Origin of the sequence: Clostridium thailandense, assembly GCF_019207025.1 — a bacterium.
Lineage (GTDB): Bacteria > Bacillota > Clostridia > Clostridiales > Clostridiaceae > Clostridium_AM > Clostridium_AM thailandense.
This window is the reverse complement of the sequence record NZ_JAEEGC010000047.1, coordinates 1-18,407: the sequence shown is the minus strand read 5'-3', so window position 1 is coordinate 18,407 and position 18,407 is coordinate 1. Positions and strand designations below refer to the sequence as shown.

Sequence of the window (18,407 nt, the reverse complement as noted above, 5' to 3'; positions counted from 1 at the left end):
AAAAAGTGTTAAGTTGAAGTAAACAAAGGTGGTGTCAACAAAGATGCAGGCACTTGGATTTATAGAAGTTAGGGGGAAGGTTGCAGCTATTGAAGCAGCCGATACATGTCTTAAGTCAGCAAATATTAAACTGATAGGTTGTGAACTTACAACGGGGGCACTAATAACTGTAAAAATAGAGGGTGATGTAGGTGCTGTTAACTCTGCAATCAGTGCTGCTAAGGCAAGAGACGTGGTTCAGAATCAATTAATAGCCACTTTAGTTATTCCAAGACCGGCCAAAGGAATTAGTTCAATGACGGAATTGGAAGCAACTAGACAAGTAATATCCGAAGTTAAAATAGGTGATAGTGAGAATAATTCTGAAAATGAGATAGTAAATGATCATACCTCTATGTTGGAAAATAGGAAAGTTGAGGATCATAATAAAGATACTACAGATGCACAAAAAATAAGTACAGTTATAAATATAAGCATTGATAAAAGTGATAAAGTTAAAGCTGAACTTGAAAAGAATAATGATGTCAATGATACGGATGGACAATCAGTTACAGAAAATCAGGAGTCAGAAGATGGAAATAAGTTTACTTGTAATTTGTGTCGTGATCCAATGTGTTTAAGAAAAAGAGGACAACCCAAAAATTTGTGTATGCATTACAAGGATAAAATGGAAAGTGCTGAAGGTGATATAAATTATGATGTTAAATGATACGCTTGTAAAAGATATAGTTCTAGAAATAGTTAAAAAATCAAAAATCAAGGATAGAAGTTTATGTATACCTGTTGGAGTATCTAATAGACATATTCATTTAACTCAGGAAGATTTAGAGGTTTTATTCGGAAGTGGATATAAACTTAATATAAAAAAAGAATTAAGCCAACCAGGACAATTTGCAGCTGAAGAGACTGTGTGTATTGCGGGACCTAAAGGCTGTTTTACTGGTGTAAGAATTCTTGGACCTGTAAGAAAATACAGTCAAATTGAAATATCTAAAACCGATGCCTTTAGCCTTGGGATAAAAGCACCAGTAAGAAATTCAGGAAACATATCTGGATCAGCTTCTTTGTGTGTGATAGGACCTAAAGGGATGAAGGTATTTAATGAAAATGTAATATGTGCTAAAAGACATATACATATGGATGAAAAGCAATCACAGCTATTTGGAGTCAAAAACAATGATCTAGTAGATGTGGAAACTTTAGGAGAAAGAAAAGTAGTATTTAATAATGTATTGATAAGAGTAACGGATGCTTCTGACCTGGAAATGCATATAGATACAGATGAGGCAAACGCTGCAGAAATAAAAAATAACGATTTAGTCAGAATTACGGGTAAAAATAGGTGATAACTATGCTGGAAAATGCGAATAAAGTTATAAAAGAAATGGAAGACAAAATTTTAGATGAAAGCTTAGCTTTTAAAAATAGTAAAGCAATCATTGAAAAGTTGACGAAAAATGATATAAAAGTAGGAGTAGACTTAGGAACCTCTAACATTGTTGTGACGGTTTTGGATAAAGAGAATAAACCTATAGCATGTGCTTTAAAATCTGCTGGAGTGGTAAAGGATGGCATAGTAGTAGATTATATTGGGGCAGTAAATATTGCTAGAGAACTTAAAGAAAGATTGGAAAAGAAGCTTAATTTAGAACTTAATCACGCAGCAACTGCTATACCTCCAGGGATAATTAAAGGAAATGTCAAAGTTATTAAAAATGTTGTTGAAGCATCCGGATTTCAGGTTACGAATGTTATTGATGAACCTGAGGCAGCAGCAAGAGTTCTTAATACTAAAAATGGAGCTGTTGTAGATGTTGGAGGAGGGACTACAGGTATATCAGTATTACAGGATGGAAAAGTGATTTTTTCAGCAGATGAACCTACTGGAGGTACTCATCTTACCCTAGTTACTGCAGGAAATTTCAATATTCCTTTTGAAAATGCAGAAAAATACAAGTTAGACCCTAGTAACTATAACATGGTTTTTCCACTTGTCACACCAGTAATTGAGAAAATGGCAGATATAGTTTTAAGAAGCATAAATGGATTTAATATAGACTGCATTTATCTAGTTGGAGGAACTTGCTGTCTTAAAGGGATAGAAAATGTATTCCAAAAATATACTTCCATAAAAGCAATAAAGCCGTATAATCCTTTACTTGTAACACCAATAGGAATTGCTATGAGCGATACTTAGAACGGGGTGCTGTTATGAATATAGAAGAAATAGTAAAAAGTATAGTTAGAGAAATATTACCATTAATTAATAAGAAAATACTAATTTTCATAAGCGGCGGAAAGGTTAACTCAGAAAGTTTAATAAGCACATTAACAGAATTCGAATTAATAGATTACAAAATAGTTATGTCAGAGGCAGCCGCATCAGTTATAGATAAGAGATTAATAGAAAAATTAAAAGGTAAGATTATAGACTCTCAAGATAAGTTGAATGAGGCTATAAGGGATGCAGAATTTGTATTGATTCCCATACTTACAAGGAATACCTTAAGTAAGGTAGCTCTGGGAATGGAAGATAATCTTATTACTATAGGTATAGCTCGAGCAATAATGATTAGTAAAGAAATTATTGCAGTGAGAGATAGTTATGATCCAAATAATTCTATCAACATTTCTGAAGGATTTTCAAGCAATTCAGCTTACAATTCAATGCTCTTAAATTATGAAAGAATACTAGACAGCTTTGGAATTAAAATTATTGACTCAAGCGAATTTAGAGAAACTGTTAGGAATAAATTTTACAATTCTTCGCTTCAACCTTTTAGCAAGAAAAAAATAAATAGTTCTGGGAAATACACTGAAAGTGGTAGAAATGAGAATGCAATCAGACAGAATAAGCTTATTAAAAGCAAAAAAGAAGAAATTATTTTTAATTCTTCAATTTTGACAGTAAAAGATATTAGCCATATTTTAGAAAATGGTGTAATTAGGCTAAATGAAGGTACAATAATTACTCCTCTTGCTAAAGATTATATTTACAATAATAAGCTTAAAGTTGAATTCTCTTAAGTTAGTACGGATTAACAAATGGAGGTAAAGAATAATGGAAATATTAGATAGAGACTTACAATCAATACAAGAAGTGAGAAATCTTATTTTAGGAGCTAAAAAAGCTCAAGAGAAATTTAAAAACTTTTCTCAGGAACAGGTAGATAAAGTTGTTAAAGCAATGGCTGACGCTGCTGAGGCAGAGGCTGTAAGACTTGCAAAGTTAGCTAATGAAGAGACTGGTTTTGGAAAATGGGAAGATAAGGTGTTAAAGAATAAGTTTGCAAGTAATATTGTGTATAACCATATAAAAGATATGAAAACTGTCGGGATTATTAATGAAAATACAGAAAGCAGAATAGTGGAAGTGGCTGTACCAGTAGGAGTTGTAGCAGGGCTTATTCCTTCAACAAATCCTACATCAACTACAATTTATAAGACATTAGTGGCATTAAAAGCAGGAAATGCTATAGTATTTTCACCTCATCCAACTGCTAAAAAATGCATAATAGAAACTGTAAAGATATTAAGTAAAGCAGCGGTAGAAGCTGGTGCGCCAGAAGGAATAATTGGGTGCATGACAATTCTTTCAATGCAAGGAACAAACGAATTAATGAAACATGATGATGTTGCGTTAATACTAGCTACTGGCGGGGAAGCTATGGTTAAGGCTGCCTATAGTTCAGGAACACCAGCTATAGGAGTTGGACCTGGAAATGGACCAGCTTTCATTGAAAAATCAGCAGACCCTGAGCTTGCTGTTAAAAGAATAATTGATAGTAAAACTTTTGATAACGGTGTAATTTGTGCGTCAGAACAATCAATTGTTGTAGAAGCTTGCAGCAGGGAAGAGGTTATTGCGGAATTAAAGAAGCAGGGAGCATACTTTTTAGATAAAGAGGAATCTGAAAAGCTAGGTAAGTTCATATTAAGAGGTAATGGAACAATGAATCCTCAAATAGTGGGAAAGAGTGCTCAGAAGCTAGCTGAACTTGCAGGTTTAAATATACCAGAAAATATAAAAGTATTAATTTCTGAACAAAATACAGTAGGAAAGAATAATCCTTATTCAAGAGAAAAACTTTCTCCAATATTAGCATTCTATTGTGAAGAAAATTGGGAAAAAGCTTGTGACAGATGTATAGAATTATTGATGAATGAGGGAAAAGGACATACCTTAATAATTCACTCTAATAATGAGGACGTAATAAAAGAATTTTTGCTTAAAAAGCCAGTATCAAGGTTACTTGTAAATACTCCTGGAGCACTTGGTGGAATTGGTGGAACAACAAATCTTGTACCTGCATTAACATTGGGATGTGGTGCAGTAGGTGGAAGTGCAACTTCAGATAATGTGGGTCCGATGAACTTATTAAATATTAGAAGATTAGCCTATGGAGTCAAAGAGTTAGAGGAGTTAAAGGGTGAAGCTCCTGAAGAAGCATCAGATAATATATCAGAAGATACTCTTGAAAATATTGTTAGAAGTCTTTTATTAAAATTGAACTCTTAAATAGGTTAATTAGAATAAAATTCTGATTGAAGGTGTATTAAGTTATGTTTTTAGCAAAAGTAATTGGCAATGTCGTATCAACTCAAAAAAGTGAAAAGCTTATTGGTGCAAAGCTTTTATTAGTTAGATTAATTGATGATAAGAAAAATGTTATTGGAAGTAGTTCTATAGTTGCTGTAGATACGGCTGGTGCTGGTATTGGAGATGATGTTCTTATAGTGAAGGGAAGTTCAACAGGAGCTATATATGAAGATAAAAGAATTCCAACTGATGCAGCTATTGTGGGTATTATTGATTCTGTTGAAGTAGATGACAGATATAAGTAGTAGAAACTGTTAAACCATATATTATAAAGTAAAAGAAGGGATTTTGATGAATATATTTAGAATTAAACCTACAATTTATTTTGATAGAGGAGCCGTAGAATATTTAAAAAACATAAAGAATAAAAGAGTAAGTATAGTAACAGATCCGTTTATGCTTAAGTCAGGTGCTGCGGATAAAATAACTAATATTTTTAAAGCCAATAAGGTAGAATATGAAATTTTTTCAGATATAACACCTGACCCACCAATTGAAACTGTGGCTGTAGGGGTAAATAAAATGCTAAGCTTTAAACCTGATGTAGTAATTGCATTAGGTGGCGGTTCATCAATTGATGCTGCAAAAAGTATTATATTCTTTACTGTTAAGATATTAAATACTAATGAAGATAATTACGGAAAACCAATATTTATAGCAATTCCAACAACCAGTGGTACAGGCTCTGAGGTTACTTCTTTCTCAGTGATTACCATGGGAACTACAAAATTTCCTTTGATCAATGATGAGATAATCCCAGATGTAGCGATAATAGATGCAGATTTTGTTAAGACAGTACCTCAACAAATAACAGCAGATACTGCAATGGATGTTTTAACTCATGCTATTGAAGCTTATGTATCCGCAAATAGCTCTGATTATACAGATGCTCTAGCTGAGAAAGCTGTAAAATTAGTATTTGAGTATTTGCTAAGGGCTTATAAGGATGGAAATGATGTAACTGCAAGAGAAAAATTACATAATGCATCCTGCATGGCTGGTATGGCATTTACAAATGCATCTCTAGGAATTAATCATAGTATGGCGCATACTTTGGGAGGAAACTTTCATATACCTCATGGCAGAGCAAATGCAATTATTTTGCCCTATGTCATCAAATATAATGCTAGCTTAGAAGCAGGAGAAGAAACGGAAGCAGGGAAAAAGTATGCTAATTTGTCTAGAATTTTAGGATTACCTTGTTCTTCGGTAAATGAAGGAGTAAAGAGTATTATTGCTGCAATAAAAATATTAATAAAACTCACTAATATTCCTATGAATTTAAGAGAAGTAAAGATAGATAAAAATGATTTTTCAAATAAGCTGGAAGGTATGGCAGCTGATGCTTTAAAGGATAAGTGTACGGCTACAAATCCAATAAAGCCTAGTAAAGATGAATTAATACAGTTATTTCAAGAGATTTATGGTAAATAATATTGTTTTCATAAAGTAATAAAATTGTTAATGATAAGGGGAGAATAATATGAAAAGTAATTTGTTTGGCGAGTGTTTGGCTGAATTCATGGGTACATTTATTTTGTTGTTTATTGGAATAGGAGTAGTAGCATCTCTAGTTGCAGCAGGAGCGGATGTTACCTTCTGGGGATTATCTATATGTTGGGGATTAGCTATAACAATTGCTATATTTGTTGTTGGAGCTACTTCTGGAGCTCACATAAATCCGGCAGTTACAATAGCTTTAGCAGTATGGAAGAAATTTGACAAGAAAAAAATAATTCCTTATATTGTTTCACAGTTTTTAGGAGCCTTTGCAGCAGCGGCAATAGTTTATGGGTTATACGGCAGTACTATAAAACAATTTGAAAGTAGTAAAAATATTATTAGAGCATCACAAGGTGGTTGGAGTTCGGCAGGAATATTTAGTACATTTCCTAAGGCAGGATTATCAATGACCAATGCTTTTATGGTAGAGGTGTTTATAACAGCTATTTTAGTATTGGTCATTTTTGCGGTAACTGATGGAGACAATAATAGTTGTCCTAAAGCTGGCATGCCAGCTTTAGCTATAGGGTTAGTAGTAGCATTATTAGGGGTTTCCTTTGGTCCTTTAACTGGTTTCGCTATGAATCCAGCTCGTGATTTTGGACCAAGATTATTATGTGTTATAGCAGGATGGGGAACAAGTGCTTTTGGACCTAATAATTATGGGCTTATTGTACCAATATTTGCACCTATTGTAGGAGCTATTTTAGGTGGAGGTATTTATGAAAAGTTAATTTCCTTGTATTTACCTACTAAAATACAACTTAAGAATGGAAATATCAAAGAGATATAATGATAATTATTAAGTAAACAGCTAGTTATTAAAACCAATTGTAATTTTTAGTAATGTCACGTATATTAAACTTATTAACTTTATCAAAATTATTGAGATCATATTTCTGAAAGTTGTTAATCACATTATAATTAATGGATGGTAATTGCAGTAGTAAGCTATACCTGTTTATATGTTATTATGGAGTATTATGTCTATAATAACATATAAACAGGTTTTTTATTACGCAGAATTGAAAACATCAGCATAATAATATAGGAATTATATTTGGTATTTATTAAATTTCTCCACCTGTATAGAAATTTTTGAAAAATATTTATCTGGATTTTTAGTAATTATCTCATCTGACATGTTTTCTACATAAACCTTTCCACAAACCCTAAGCTGCTTTTCCTCTATAAACTTATCTATTTTATCAAAAATTTCTGTATCCTCAGCTAAATAGCTATTGTCATAGGCTATAATATATAAACCTTTCGGTTTTGTAATTTTTTCCACATAATCTATATCAGGAGAAATCTTATAAAAATATCTATAAGTTTTAATATTATCCTTAGCTGCTTCTTCATAATTAATACAAACTCCTAAAGGATAGCCATATACCAATTTTTTATCCTTTGAATAATCCAGAAAAGCAACAAAATCCTCATCAAAACTGTCATTATCAAATTTTATCTCTGTACCAAAAAATAATAGCTCTTCATCACAATTTTCTAAAAGTATCTTGTCACAATCAATATTAGATATTATAGGAATATTCTTAGTTCGTTGTTCTATAATATAATTCATTTGATTTAGTCTATTAAGTTCTTCTAATATTTTCTGTTTCTGGTCACTGATTAAATGAATAAAGTTCTCTGGAGATACATTTTCCATATAATTTTTTATTTCCTTTAATGGAATACCTAAGTCTTTTAAAGTCATAATTACATTTACTTCATTCAATTGATCATAAGAATAATACCTATAGCCATTTCCCTTCACAAATTCAGGCTTTAATATTCCTATATCGTCATAATATATTAAGTTTTTTCTGGCTATACTGGACACTTTTGAAAAAGCACCTATGGATAAATATTTTTTTGAATTTATAAAATCCTTCACAACTTGCCCCCCCCTATAATTATAGATAACCATGAACGAGAATTAACTTATTAAAAATGCTTATTGGTAACAATTAACTTAATCATTTTTAGAGGACAAAGGACAATTGACAGAGGACAATTAAGGAGGATTTTTCTTCGCTACTCTACGAAAAATCTTTAATTTAAAAGAAACATCTGCTCTTTTGTTTGGCAGAAATACTACTTAATTAAGCGATGTTTTGCATTGGCAAAACAAGCCTAAAAAAACAAATTAGTTTTCTGACAAAAGTAAGAAAACTTTCCTTCACTGTCCTCTGTACTCTGTCAATTGTCCTCTAAATCTCTTCCTTCTGTGTCTATTAACTTTCTCTCTTCTAAAAAATATTCTATTACGAAAAACATTGACTATCCAGTTACTATACAGTTTATCATAAGTTCTGTAAATAAAACCATAAGTAAAGGAGAATTTTATGTTCAAGTTATTTAAACATTTTAAAGTTAATAAAACACTTTTAACTTCACTATCTGTAATTATAATACTTAAAACTATAGGCACCTTATATCTTCCAACATTAACTGCAAAGATAATAAATAATGGTGTTATAAAAGGTGATATAGCTTATGTATTAAAAACTGGTGGAATAATGGTAGCTGTTGCTGTGTTCACTGGAATACTATCAATACTTTCTACGTATTTTTCCACAAACTTGTCCAGTACACTTTCAAGGGATATTAGAAATAAACTGTTTTCTCATGGACAAAAATTATCTATACATGATTTTAAAGCTTTTTCTACTTCTTCCTTGATTACAAGGTGTACAAGTGATGTAAATCAAATTGAAAATACAGTAAATATGTTTTTTGAAATGATTCTTCCAGTGCCATTTATAACCTTAATAGGAATAGTTCTTGCCTTTTCTAAAGACAGCTATATGGCGCTTATAATATGTGTAACAGGAGTTGCTTTTCTAATCTTCAATATACTTATAAGCAAAAAAGTTATAAATCTGTCCCTTAGTATGCAGACAAAACTGGATAAGATAAACTCTAAGGTTCTCCAATATATAACGGGAATAAGAGTTATCCGTGCTTTTAATCGAGATAAACATGAAAAAAACGTATTAAATGAAAGCTTCACAAGCTATGCTGATGTTAATATCAAAATGAATAAAATATTAGCTGTAGCTATGCCTGGAATAATGATTATAATGAATCTTTGTGCTGTGTCTATTTTATGGTTTGGCGCAATTAGAATAAATAATTACAATATGCTCCTTGGTGATATTATGGCTGTAATTGAATATTCAATAATAATATTTGTTTATTTAGTAATGGCAATAATCGTACTGCTTAATGTGCCCCGTGCTAGTGTATGCTCAAATCGTATATTAGAGGTATTAGAATATACGCCAGAAATAGTAGATGAAGAAAATACTATCTCTGTTCCAGAGGGTGAAAAAACTTTAGAATTTAGAAATGTTACTTTTTCCTATAGAGATGCTGAAAAACCTGTTTTAAATAATATAAGTTTTATGTGTCAAAGAGGTAAAACTACTGCCATTATAGGTGCTACTGGTTCAGGAAAAAGTACTATTGGTAAACTAATACCAAGATTACATGAAATACAAGGTGGAGAAATTTTGATTAACGGCAATAACATAAAGGATTTTTCTCAAAAAGATTTGAGAAAGCTTGTAAGTTTTTCTCCTCAAAAAGCCTTTCTCTTTAGCGGCACCATATCTGATAATATAAGACATGGTAAAAAAGATGCTACTGCAGAGGAAATTAAAAATGCAGCTAAAATAGCTCAAGCAGATGACTTTATATCAGAATTAAACGATAATTATGATTCCTTTGTAGCACAAGGTGGCAGTAATTTTTCAGGCGGGCAAAAACAGCGAATATGTATAGCAAGGACTTTAGTTAAGAAAAGCCACATATATGTATTTGATGACAGTTTTTCTGCCTTAGACTATAAAACAGATGCCAAGTTAAGGGAAGCTTTAAAGTCAATTGTAAAAGATTCAATTGTTATAACTGTTGCTCAAAGGATAAGTACAATAATGGAAGCAGACCAGATTATAGTGCTAGATGAAGGAAAAATAGTAGGAATAGGAACTCACAACGAACTGCTTAAGAATTGTTCTATTTATATAAAAATAGCTAAATCACAATTAAGTGAGGAGGAATTGGCATGCTAAACGAAGAAAAATCAACAGATTCATTGGCTTTTGATACTGAAATGTCTGTGGAAAAAGCCAAGGATACTAAAAATACCTTAAAAAGATTAATAAAATTGCTTTTTAATCAAAAAGAAAAAATAATCATTGTATTACTTTTCGCTGTAGTCAGCTTAGGTTTTACAATGACTGCCCCTTTGATTTTTAGCAAAGCCATTAATGTTATATATGAAGGTATAAAGACTGGCACTTTTAACATAAATTTTGGTGTTATAAAAGAACTTTCAATAATGCTTACAGCCATATATATGATGTCTTCCTTATCAAATTTTATACAACAGCATGTGATGGCCACTGTAGCTCAAACTTTGGTGTTAGACCTAAGGAAGAACCTAAGCGAAAAGCTCTCAAGAATTCCTTTAAAATACTATGATACTCATAAAAAAGGCGAAATATTAAGCAGAATTTCAAATGATTTGGAAAAAGTATCAGACACTTTACAGTCAGGAATGATGCAGTTTATTACAGCAGTGCTGACAATTATAGGCTCTATCCTCTTGATGTTTTCAATAAATTGGATATTAACCTTAATAGCCTTTTCAACTATTATATTAGGCGTTGCAGCTACCTCTATAATTGGAAAAAGGAGCATTAAATATTTTGCAAACAGGCAAGAAACCTTAGGAAAATTTAATGGACAGATTGAAGAGTATTTTACTGGTCAAATGATAATAAAGACCTTTAATATGGAAGACGAAGCTATAAAAACTGTTGAAGCTTCAAATAATAAATTATATTCTGATGAAAAAAAAGCTCAGTTTATTACCTTTGCTATAAATCCTTTAATTCGTTTAATGAATCAAATAGGATATGTTCTGGTAGCAGCTCTTGGTGCTGTCTTTGTTATTCAAGGCAGATTATCCATAGGACTAATTCAAGCTTTTTTCCAATATGTAGACCAAGCCTCAGAGCCACTAACTGAAGCGGCTTATATTTTAAATTCACTGCAGGCAGCTATTGCTTCCCTTGAGCGTGTATTTGAAATTTTGGATGAAGAGGAGGAAACAAAAGACGCTTCAAATTACGAAAGTATATCCGCTCCAAAAGGTAATATAAACTTTGAAGGTGTAAAATTTGGATATGGAAAAGAACTTATAATCACCGGTATAGATTTAGAAGTAAAAGCAGGTGAAAAGGTTGCTATAGTTGGACCAACTGGTGCTGGAAAAACTACCTTAATAAATTTGCTTATGCGTTTTTATGAATTAAATAGTGGAAAAATTAAAATTGATGGCATTGATATAACTAAACTAAAGAGAGGTCATTTACGTTCTTTATTTGGAATGGTGTTACAGGATTTCTGGCTTTTTGACGGAAGTGTTAAAGATAATATTGCCTACAGCAGAGAAGCTGCAACTACTTCCGAAGTTCAAAAAGCTGCTAAGCTTGCCAGAGCTGACTATTTTATAAGAACCCTTCCTCATGGTTATGACACAGTTATAAATGCTGAAAACTCTTCAATTTCCGAGGGACAAAAACAGCTTTTATGTATTGCCCGTGCTATTTTAGCTAATACTTGCATTTTAATACTTGATGAAGCAACTTCAAGCGTAGATACCCGTACAGAATTGGAAATACAAAATGCTATGGACAATTTAATGAAGGGGAAAACAAGTTTTATCATAGCCCATAGATTATCTACTATTAAAAATGCAGATAAAATATTGGTTATGGATAAAGGTAATATTGTTGAACAAGGAAGTCATGATGAATTATTGGCTAAGAGTGGTTTATATAGCGATATATATAATAGTCAATTTAAAAATAGTGTAAAGCAATAATTTTTAAGATATCTTAAGATTTATCATAGTTTAATCTTAAGATATTTTTATTAAAATAGATTTGATTTATTATATATTAACTTATCTGCTAAATGAGGAGGAGTTTCTTTGGAAATTAACAAAAAAATAGTAAAAAACATAGGTGAATTTGTACTTTTAGGCCTAGTTATCTATTTTATGCAAGATTTATTTAATTTAATTCTTTTTACTTTTTTATTTTCTTATATAATTTACAATTTACAAAAGTTTATAGTCAGTAAAATACCTGTACACAAAAACATAGTAACAATTTTCTTATATACTATTATAATTGGGCTAATAAGCTTTTTTATATCCAAATATGTTCCTGAAATTATAAAGGAAGTCCAAATAATATTTAAAGAACTCTCCACCATTACTGTGCCAGATAGCTGGGCAATATATGTAAATTCTTTAACAGAACAAATTAATATAGCAAAGTCTTATGATAAATTTATGAATACAATATTAAACGTTGGTAAAAATTTAGTACAGGGCAGCTTGAATGTATTTATCGCTCTAATGTTAAGTATGTTTTTTGTTTTAGAGAAAGAAAAAATAGTGAAATTTGTACGTAAATTCAAAACAAGTAAAATATCTTGTGTTTATAATCATTTTGAGTATTTTGGAACAAACTTTTTAAATTCCTTTGGTAAAGTAATACAAGCTCAATTTTTAATAGCTTTAGCCAATACCTTTCTTTCGGTACTATTTTTGTGGATTATGAACTTTCCTCAATTGATGGGTTTAGGCTTTATGATATTTATATTAAGTTTTATACCTGTTGCAGGAACTGTAATATCCTTAATACCACTTTGTCTAATAGCATTTAACCTTGGCGGATTAATTAAGGTGGTATCTGTAATTATAATGATTGCACTAATCCATTGCTTAGAAAGCTATATACTGAATCCAAAACTAATGTCTGACAAAACATCACTACCTATATTTTTTATATTTATTATACTAATTATAGGAAAACATTTTATGGGAGTATGGGGCTTATTGCTTGGTATACCTCTATTCATTTTTACTCTAGATATTTTAGATGTTAAAATATCTGATGGGACTAAAAAAGTAAATTTAAAATTGTAGTTTAAAACAAAAGAAGAGAAGCTTGTACTTTTATGCCTCTCTTCTTTTATTATTCAGTTTAATAAAATAAATCATTATGTTTAAGATTTACAGTTCATATTTTTTTCAAATCTAAAGAAATAATCGCCTTCTTCAGCTGCCATTCCGCCTACAGTCTCTGGCATATCTGGTTCTGGGTGGAGTGGGTTATAAAACTCAACAATGTGAAAACCACATTTATTCACATAGAAATGAATATTTCTCTTTTCAAAATATGGCGTGAAGGTTTCCCACACCTTTGTTTCAGGATGTAAATTTTCTATAGCCTTCCAAAGTTCCTGTCCAACGCCACTTCCCTGGCAACCAACTTTAATAAAAAGAAAATCTAAATGATTATGATGTGTTTCATTATTAACAGTTATGACTGCTCCACCAAAAACCTCACCGTTAATAACTGCCTGATATGCTTCAGCACTCTTGGCATTCAGTGATTCATCTATGTCCTCTTCTGGTAAAATTAATTCATCGGATGGCCCGCATTCCTTTTCGTATCCATATTGAAATGCCTTTTGCATATCTCTTTTAAACATTGTAATGTTTTCTGCTTTAAGTGGAACTAATGTAAGTTTCATATTCATCACCTCATAATTGAATTTCTATTGTCATTAAGCCTAAAATTAACTCTGCTTATCCACTTTATGACTTTATAGATAAGCTAATTTCCACAGAAAATATATCATTTTGTTTTTCAGCAACAATTTTGCCATTATGTCCTTCCATAATTTTTTTACAGGTTTTTAGCCCTATTCCTGTACTGCTTACTGCTTTTAAATTATTATTTATCTTGTTCTCAATATTAATAGTTAGTAACTGATCTTGTATACAATATTTAATGTTAATTGGCTTTCTTTTATCTCCATACTTAATAATATTAGAAAAAATATTATCAAAAACTCTCCGTATTGAAATCAAATTTACCTCTATATGAAAAGCTGTATTACATGGAACTATTTTAAAATTAAAACCATTATCTTCTAAAATAAAAATTTGTTCTTCCACTAATTGTTCTAAAAGTTCATTTCCATCAAAGGTTTCCAATTCCAGATCATCAGCGTTAGTATTAAACACTGTAAAATATTCAAATAGCTTGTCTGAAAGATATTTTATTTGATATGCTTTTTCTCTGCTGTTATGAATATATTGTCTTAAACTTTCATCTGTATTATATTTTTTGTATTCTATAATATCTAAATAGCCTACCAGTGCAGTAAGCGGTGTTCTTAAATCATGGGACATTGCAGTAACCAACTCACTGTTAGCTACATAGGCCTTATTTTCACTATCTAACCGTTCAATAAAGGATTTTCTCATCTCATTAATACCTTGAGCTAAAGAAGTTAGTTCATCTTTTCCGCTTATGGTAATTTCATGATTTAAGTTGCCCCCTTCTAATATCTTTAATTCATTCTCAAGCTTTCCTATGTAGGTAGTTTTTCTTTTTATGAAAATCAACATAATTAATATAAAGGATAAAAAAGCAATTGTACCATCAAAAATACTCACAATGTAATAATATTTATATTGAAAAAAGCACTCCATATACATTTTTGCCGCTGTGTCACCAAATTTCACCTCATAAAGAGAACCACTAGGCATTAATGGATTTTCCACAGTTTTCCCATAATAGATAGTTGCATCATTTATATCAGAGTTGTAGACTAAATGATTATCCTTATAGATATAAAGATTTACGTATTTTTCTTTACGAACCCACTCAGTTATTTTATCCTTATCATCTATTTTTAACTTATTATCTGATACATATTTTAAAAAATTAGATATAGCTGTGTTTTTTTGGTTATTTATAAAATAGTTTTTACTAAAGTGATTATCTAATATACTCTCCCCTATAGTTTCTAATAAAATAAAGATTGTGCAAGCTATTATAAATGAGAATATTATGCTTAAAATTAATTTAATTTCTAATTTTGTACATAAAATTTTCCTATTCAATCCTATACCCCTTTCCCCATACTGTCTTTATATACCTTGGATTTTGTGGGTCTTTTTCTAATTTTCTTCTTAAGTTTCTTATATGCACCATAATGGTATTATTACAAGAATAAAAGTATGGTTCCTTCCAAACACTTTCATATAAATTTTGTGCTGAAAACACTTTTTTTCTATGCTGTGCCATAAGTAACAATATTTCATATTCAGTTTCAGTAAGTATAACTTCTTTATTATCTATTGATACTTCCTTTGAGGTTGTATTTACCACTAAACCTTCTATATTAATAGTTTTATTTGAACTTACCTTTTCTTCTTTTCCTTTGTATACATAATACCTTCTAAGTAAGGCTTTAACTCTTGAAACAAGCTCTGTATAGGAAAATGGTTTTGATAGATAATCATCACAGCCTGATGAAAATCCCATACATTTATCAGAATCTTGGGTTTTAGCAGTTAAAAGCAGAATAGGAGCACTGGTTTTTTCACGAATTTCTATACAGGCTTTAAAGCCAGATTTTACTGGCATCATTATATCCAGTATTATTAGGTCTATATTTTCATCAACTTTAACTACAGCATCTTCACCATCTACAGCTTCTATTATATTGTAGCCCTCACTTTCTAACAAGACACGGACTATCTCTCTTATTTCTTCATTGTCATCTGCAATTAAAATATTATTCATATTATTTTACCTCCGTTTCACTATTAGTATATATTGCAATAGCTTTAAAAGCTATATTATTTAAACCTCTTAAGAATTCTTAAGATTTATTATAGCCCAATCTTAAGATGTTCCTAATAAAATGTTAAATAATAGAACATGTAAGGAAGTGAAAATTTATGAATAAATCCCCCAAAAATTTGCTTTGTAAATCATTACTGATTTTATTAGTTGCTTCTATGGCTATACTGCTAGTAAAATATTTACCTAATATTCTTGAGTTGACTATGTCCCTTGATAAATTCAGAAGTTATATAGTTTCTTTAGCAGGTTCTGGCTCTATTGTATTTGTTGGATTTCAAGTGCTCCAAACCGTAATTGCTCCAATTCCTGGAGAAATAATTCAAGTTGCTGGCGGGTATATTTATGGAGTGCCTCTAGGTCTACTCTACTCAGTAGTAGGTATGATGCTTGGAGCTATTATAGCCTTTTATTTTACTAGAATGATAGGTGGTTCTTTTATAGAAAAGCTGCTAAATAAAGAAAACTCTAAATGGATAAAAGATATTATGGATAGCAAAAAATTCTCTGTCATTTTATTAATTGTTTTCTTAGTTCCTGGACTTCCAAAAGATTTTTTAATATATGTAGCAGGCTTGACACCTATAAGACCTTTAAAGTTTTTTGGGATCTTACTAATTAGCAGATTTCCATGGCTTTTAGCATCGGTAAGCATTGGTTCCAATCTGCATTATAAAAACTATACTTCAACAATAATAGTATCCTTAATCGCTTTAGTGTCTTTTATTTTAGGGATGCTTTACAAAGATAAACTTATAAATAAACTTTCATCTAGCGGGAACTCTGGGGAGTCCTGCAAAGTTAATTAAAGGAGTGATTATATATGTTGAAAACCTCTATACCTAATTTACTGTCACTTGCCAATTTATCCTTAGGAGTTCTTTCAATAATGGAAACTTTTAATGAAAATTACTTTTTTGCTGCTGTTTTAATAATTGTGGCAGCTCTCATAGACAGATATAATATTAAAATTGCTAATTTTTTAAACCTAACTAGTATATTTGACAAGGAACTGGATTCCTTAGCAGAATTGGTTTCTTTTGGAGTTGCACCTGCTCTTTTAATATTTATAAAGTACTATTTTCTCAATCTTGAATATGTAGGAATATTAGGAACTTGTCTTTTATTGATATACATTATGAAAGGCTGTTACAAATTGGCCAAGTATAATTTAAGTGAAGCGCCTGAAGAACTTACTGGGATACCTATAACAGTGGCTGGTGCTGCTATTGCACTATTTTCATTGACAGCACCTAGTAATAATATTTTTATGTTTTTATCAATTGTTTTAGTTGTACTTCTTTCTTATCTCATGAGTTCAAAGCTGAAGGTAAAAATATAATAACTTAGTTTTTATTGATTGTGGTGAAAGCCACTATTATTTTATCTGTCGCACTAAAAAAATTAGTGTGACAGTTTTTTGTCTAAAAAAATAAATCTCTCACTCGGAAGAGTGAAAGATTTATAGTAAAATTAATATATACCTAAATACATTAATTTACATAGAAATTATCAAGTAAAACCACTAAATATTGGGTACATGATTCCCAATGATAATTCTGTGCATTTGCTAAGTGAGTTTGTAGAGGAGATGGATCTAATAGATTTATATTCCACTTATTCCTGATTAAGAGAAAATCAGGCTATATAAGTGAAAAAACAATTTATATTTCTGAGTTAATAAATTTCTAAATTTTAATTAGATTCAATAGTTTCTAAATAATAAAAACTGATACATGATTTGGTAAAGGAAGGAGAATATATTTATGAGCATAGAAAATCAAAAGTTGATTGATTTAGAAGGGGAATTATTAAAATTAAAGCTTAAGATTTGCGAATACGAGAAAAAGAATAGTTTGTTTGAGAACATATTAGAGCAAATTGATGAAGCAGTATATGTTTATGACAGAGATGGCACATTGATTTATATGAATGGTGTAAGTGAAAAAATTGAAGGTCAAAACAGAGATATGCTAACAGGAAAAACAGAAACAGAAATTTGGGGCACAAATGTAGTATTATCATTACTCCAAGATAAAAATACTATAGAAAATGAAAGAATGTATTACACAATTTCAAATGGCAAAAGAGTTCATATTATGCATAGTATGTATCCGTATTTTGATAATAATGAAATTATGGGCTGCTTTTCTATTACTAAAGATGTAACACAAATAGATGACATGCTAATGAACATATATGAACTTCAGCAACAATTAAGAACTAGTAAAAGAACAAATATTCCAATTAATGGGACAAGATTTAGCTTAAATGATATTATAGGTGACAGTCAAATAATGAAAAAATGTATTGAAAATGCACGTAAAGTTTCTAAGCATAAATCTAATATTCTAATATATGGAGAAACAGGTACAGGTAAAGAATTGTTTGCTCAAGGAATTCATAATGCTTCAAGTAATCATAAGGAACCGTTTATAGCAATAAATTGTTCAGCCATTCCTAGTAACTTATTGGAGAGTTTATTATTTGGAACAATAAAGGGATCGTTTACAGGGGCTTTGGAGACTAAGGGATTATTTGAACAAGCTGAGGAA

Annotated in this window: 18 protein-coding genes; 14 read left to right on the top strand and 4 right to left on the bottom strand. The window is 30.7% G+C overall.

Annotated elements, in window-relative coordinates:
* The first annotated feature begins 28 nt into the window (after nucleotides 1–28).
* From I6U48_RS11295 to I6U48_RS11260, 8 genes are read left to right on the top strand one after another with little or no spacing between them, the layout of a single operon-like run.
* A complete protein-coding gene (locus I6U48_RS11295; RefSeq protein ID WP_312890976.1) occupies nucleotides 29–709 on the top strand; it encodes a BMC domain-containing protein in 681 nt (226 codons plus the stop codon).
* The gene (locus I6U48_RS11290) at nucleotides 696–1,346 is read left to right on the top strand and encodes a phosphate propanoyltransferase (protein ID WP_218320564.1); all 651 of its coding nucleotides are present in this window, start codon (nucleotides 696–698) and stop codon (nucleotides 1,344–1,346) included. Before I6U48_RS11295 ends, I6U48_RS11290 begins: the two co-directional genes overlap by 14 nt.
* Before the next feature lie 5 nt (nucleotides 1,347–1,351).
* Nucleotides 1,352–2,197 carry an ethanolamine utilization protein EutJ gene (gene eutJ, locus I6U48_RS11285; RefSeq protein WP_218320563.1) on the top strand — a complete coding sequence of 282 codons (846 nt, stop codon included), beginning with the start codon at nucleotides 1,352–1,354 and terminating at the stop codon, nucleotides 2,195–2,197.
* A gap of 14 nt (nucleotides 2,198–2,211) precedes the next feature.
* The gene (locus tag I6U48_RS11280; RefSeq protein WP_218320562.1) at nucleotides 2,212–3,027 is read left to right on the top strand and encodes a flavoprotein; all 816 of its coding nucleotides are present in this window, start codon (nucleotides 2,212–2,214) and stop codon (nucleotides 3,025–3,027) included.
* A gap of 34 nt (nucleotides 3,028–3,061) precedes the next feature.
* Nucleotides 3,062–4,519, top strand: coding sequence for an acetaldehyde dehydrogenase (acetylating) (locus tag I6U48_RS11275; protein ID WP_218320561.1), 1,458 nt, complete (start codon nucleotides 3,062–3,064; stop codon nucleotides 4,517–4,519).
* 44 nt (nucleotides 4,520–4,563) lie between these two features.
* Nucleotides 4,564–4,845, top strand: a complete 282-nt coding sequence (locus tag I6U48_RS11270; RefSeq protein ID WP_218320560.1) for a EutN/CcmL family microcompartment protein — start codon at nucleotides 4,564–4,566, stop codon at nucleotides 4,843–4,845.
* A gap of 46 nt (nucleotides 4,846–4,891) precedes the next feature.
* Nucleotides 4,892–6,034 (top strand): 1-propanol dehydrogenase PduQ, encoded by a 1,143-nt coding sequence (locus I6U48_RS11265; protein WP_218320559.1) that lies wholly within the window; start codon nucleotides 4,892–4,894, stop codon nucleotides 6,032–6,034.
* A gap of 49 nt (nucleotides 6,035–6,083) precedes the next feature.
* Nucleotides 6,084–6,896 carry an MIP/aquaporin family protein gene (locus tag I6U48_RS11260; protein WP_218320558.1) on the top strand — a complete coding sequence of 271 codons (813 nt, stop codon included), beginning with the start codon at nucleotides 6,084–6,086 and terminating at the stop codon, nucleotides 6,894–6,896.
* A 261-nt stretch (nucleotides 6,897–7,157) separates the two neighbouring features.
* On the opposite strand, the gene I6U48_RS11255 is transcribed toward I6U48_RS11260, so the two are convergent.
* Nucleotides 7,158–8,000 carry a MerR family transcriptional regulator gene (locus I6U48_RS11255; RefSeq protein ID WP_218320557.1) on the bottom strand — a complete coding sequence of 281 codons (843 nt, stop codon included), beginning with the start codon at nucleotides 7,998–8,000 and terminating at the stop codon, nucleotides 7,158–7,160.
* A 451-nt stretch (nucleotides 8,001–8,451) separates the two neighbouring features.
* Here I6U48_RS11255 and I6U48_RS11250 point away from each other — a divergent pair, with 451 nt between their 5' ends.
* The 3 genes from I6U48_RS11250 to I6U48_RS11240 all read left to right on the top strand — a co-directional run bounded on the left by I6U48_RS11250 (nucleotide 8,452) and on the right by I6U48_RS11240 (nucleotide 13,115).
* On the top strand, nucleotides 8,452–10,182 hold the full coding sequence (locus I6U48_RS11250) for an ABC transporter ATP-binding protein (protein WP_218320556.1): 1,731 nt from the start codon (nucleotides 8,452–8,454) through the stop codon (nucleotides 10,180–10,182).
* Nucleotides 10,176–12,002, top strand: coding sequence for an ABC transporter ATP-binding protein (locus I6U48_RS11245; protein WP_218320555.1), 1,827 nt, complete (start codon nucleotides 10,176–10,178; stop codon nucleotides 12,000–12,002). Before I6U48_RS11250 ends, I6U48_RS11245 begins: the two co-directional genes overlap by 7 nt.
* Before the next feature lie 108 nt (nucleotides 12,003–12,110).
* On the top strand, nucleotides 12,111–13,115 hold the full coding sequence (locus I6U48_RS11240) for an AI-2E family transporter (protein ID WP_281421812.1): 1,005 nt from the start codon (nucleotides 12,111–12,113) through the stop codon (nucleotides 13,113–13,115).
* A gap of 80 nt (nucleotides 13,116–13,195) precedes the next feature.
* Here the strand turns inward: I6U48_RS11240 and I6U48_RS11235 are convergent, their stop codons facing one another.
* From I6U48_RS11235 to I6U48_RS11225, 3 genes are all read right to left on the bottom strand, one after another.
* Nucleotides 13,196–13,726, bottom strand: coding sequence for a GNAT family N-acetyltransferase (locus tag I6U48_RS11235; RefSeq protein WP_218320554.1), 531 nt, complete (start codon nucleotides 13,724–13,726; stop codon nucleotides 13,196–13,198).
* Between the two features lie 64 nt (nucleotides 13,727–13,790).
* Entirely contained in the window at nucleotides 13,791–15,107 is a 1,317-nt protein-coding gene (locus I6U48_RS11230) for a sensor histidine kinase (RefSeq protein WP_218320553.1), read from the bottom strand.
* Nucleotides 15,100–15,792 carry a response regulator transcription factor gene (locus I6U48_RS11225; RefSeq protein WP_218320552.1) on the bottom strand — a complete coding sequence of 231 codons (693 nt, stop codon included), beginning with the start codon at nucleotides 15,790–15,792 and terminating at the stop codon, nucleotides 15,100–15,102. The genes I6U48_RS11230 and I6U48_RS11225 overlap by 8 nt, the downstream gene beginning before the upstream one ends.
* Nucleotides 15,793–15,950: 158 nt before the next feature.
* Between I6U48_RS11225 and I6U48_RS11220 the strand changes: the two genes are divergently transcribed.
* The 3 genes from I6U48_RS11220 to I6U48_RS11210 form a co-directional block, all read left to right on the top strand.
* Nucleotides 15,951–16,661, top strand: coding sequence for a TVP38/TMEM64 family protein (locus I6U48_RS11220; protein WP_218320551.1), 711 nt, complete (start codon nucleotides 15,951–15,953; stop codon nucleotides 16,659–16,661).
* Nucleotides 16,662–16,675: 14 nt separating this feature from the next.
* Entirely contained in the window at nucleotides 16,676–17,194 is a 519-nt protein-coding gene (locus I6U48_RS11215; protein ID WP_218320550.1) for a CDP-alcohol phosphatidyltransferase family protein, read from the top strand.
* 424 nt (nucleotides 17,195–17,618) lie between these two features.
* Nucleotides 17,619–18,407 (top strand): sigma 54-interacting transcriptional regulator (locus I6U48_RS11210; RefSeq protein WP_218320549.1); only part of this gene is annotated, 789 nt, incomplete at its 3' end.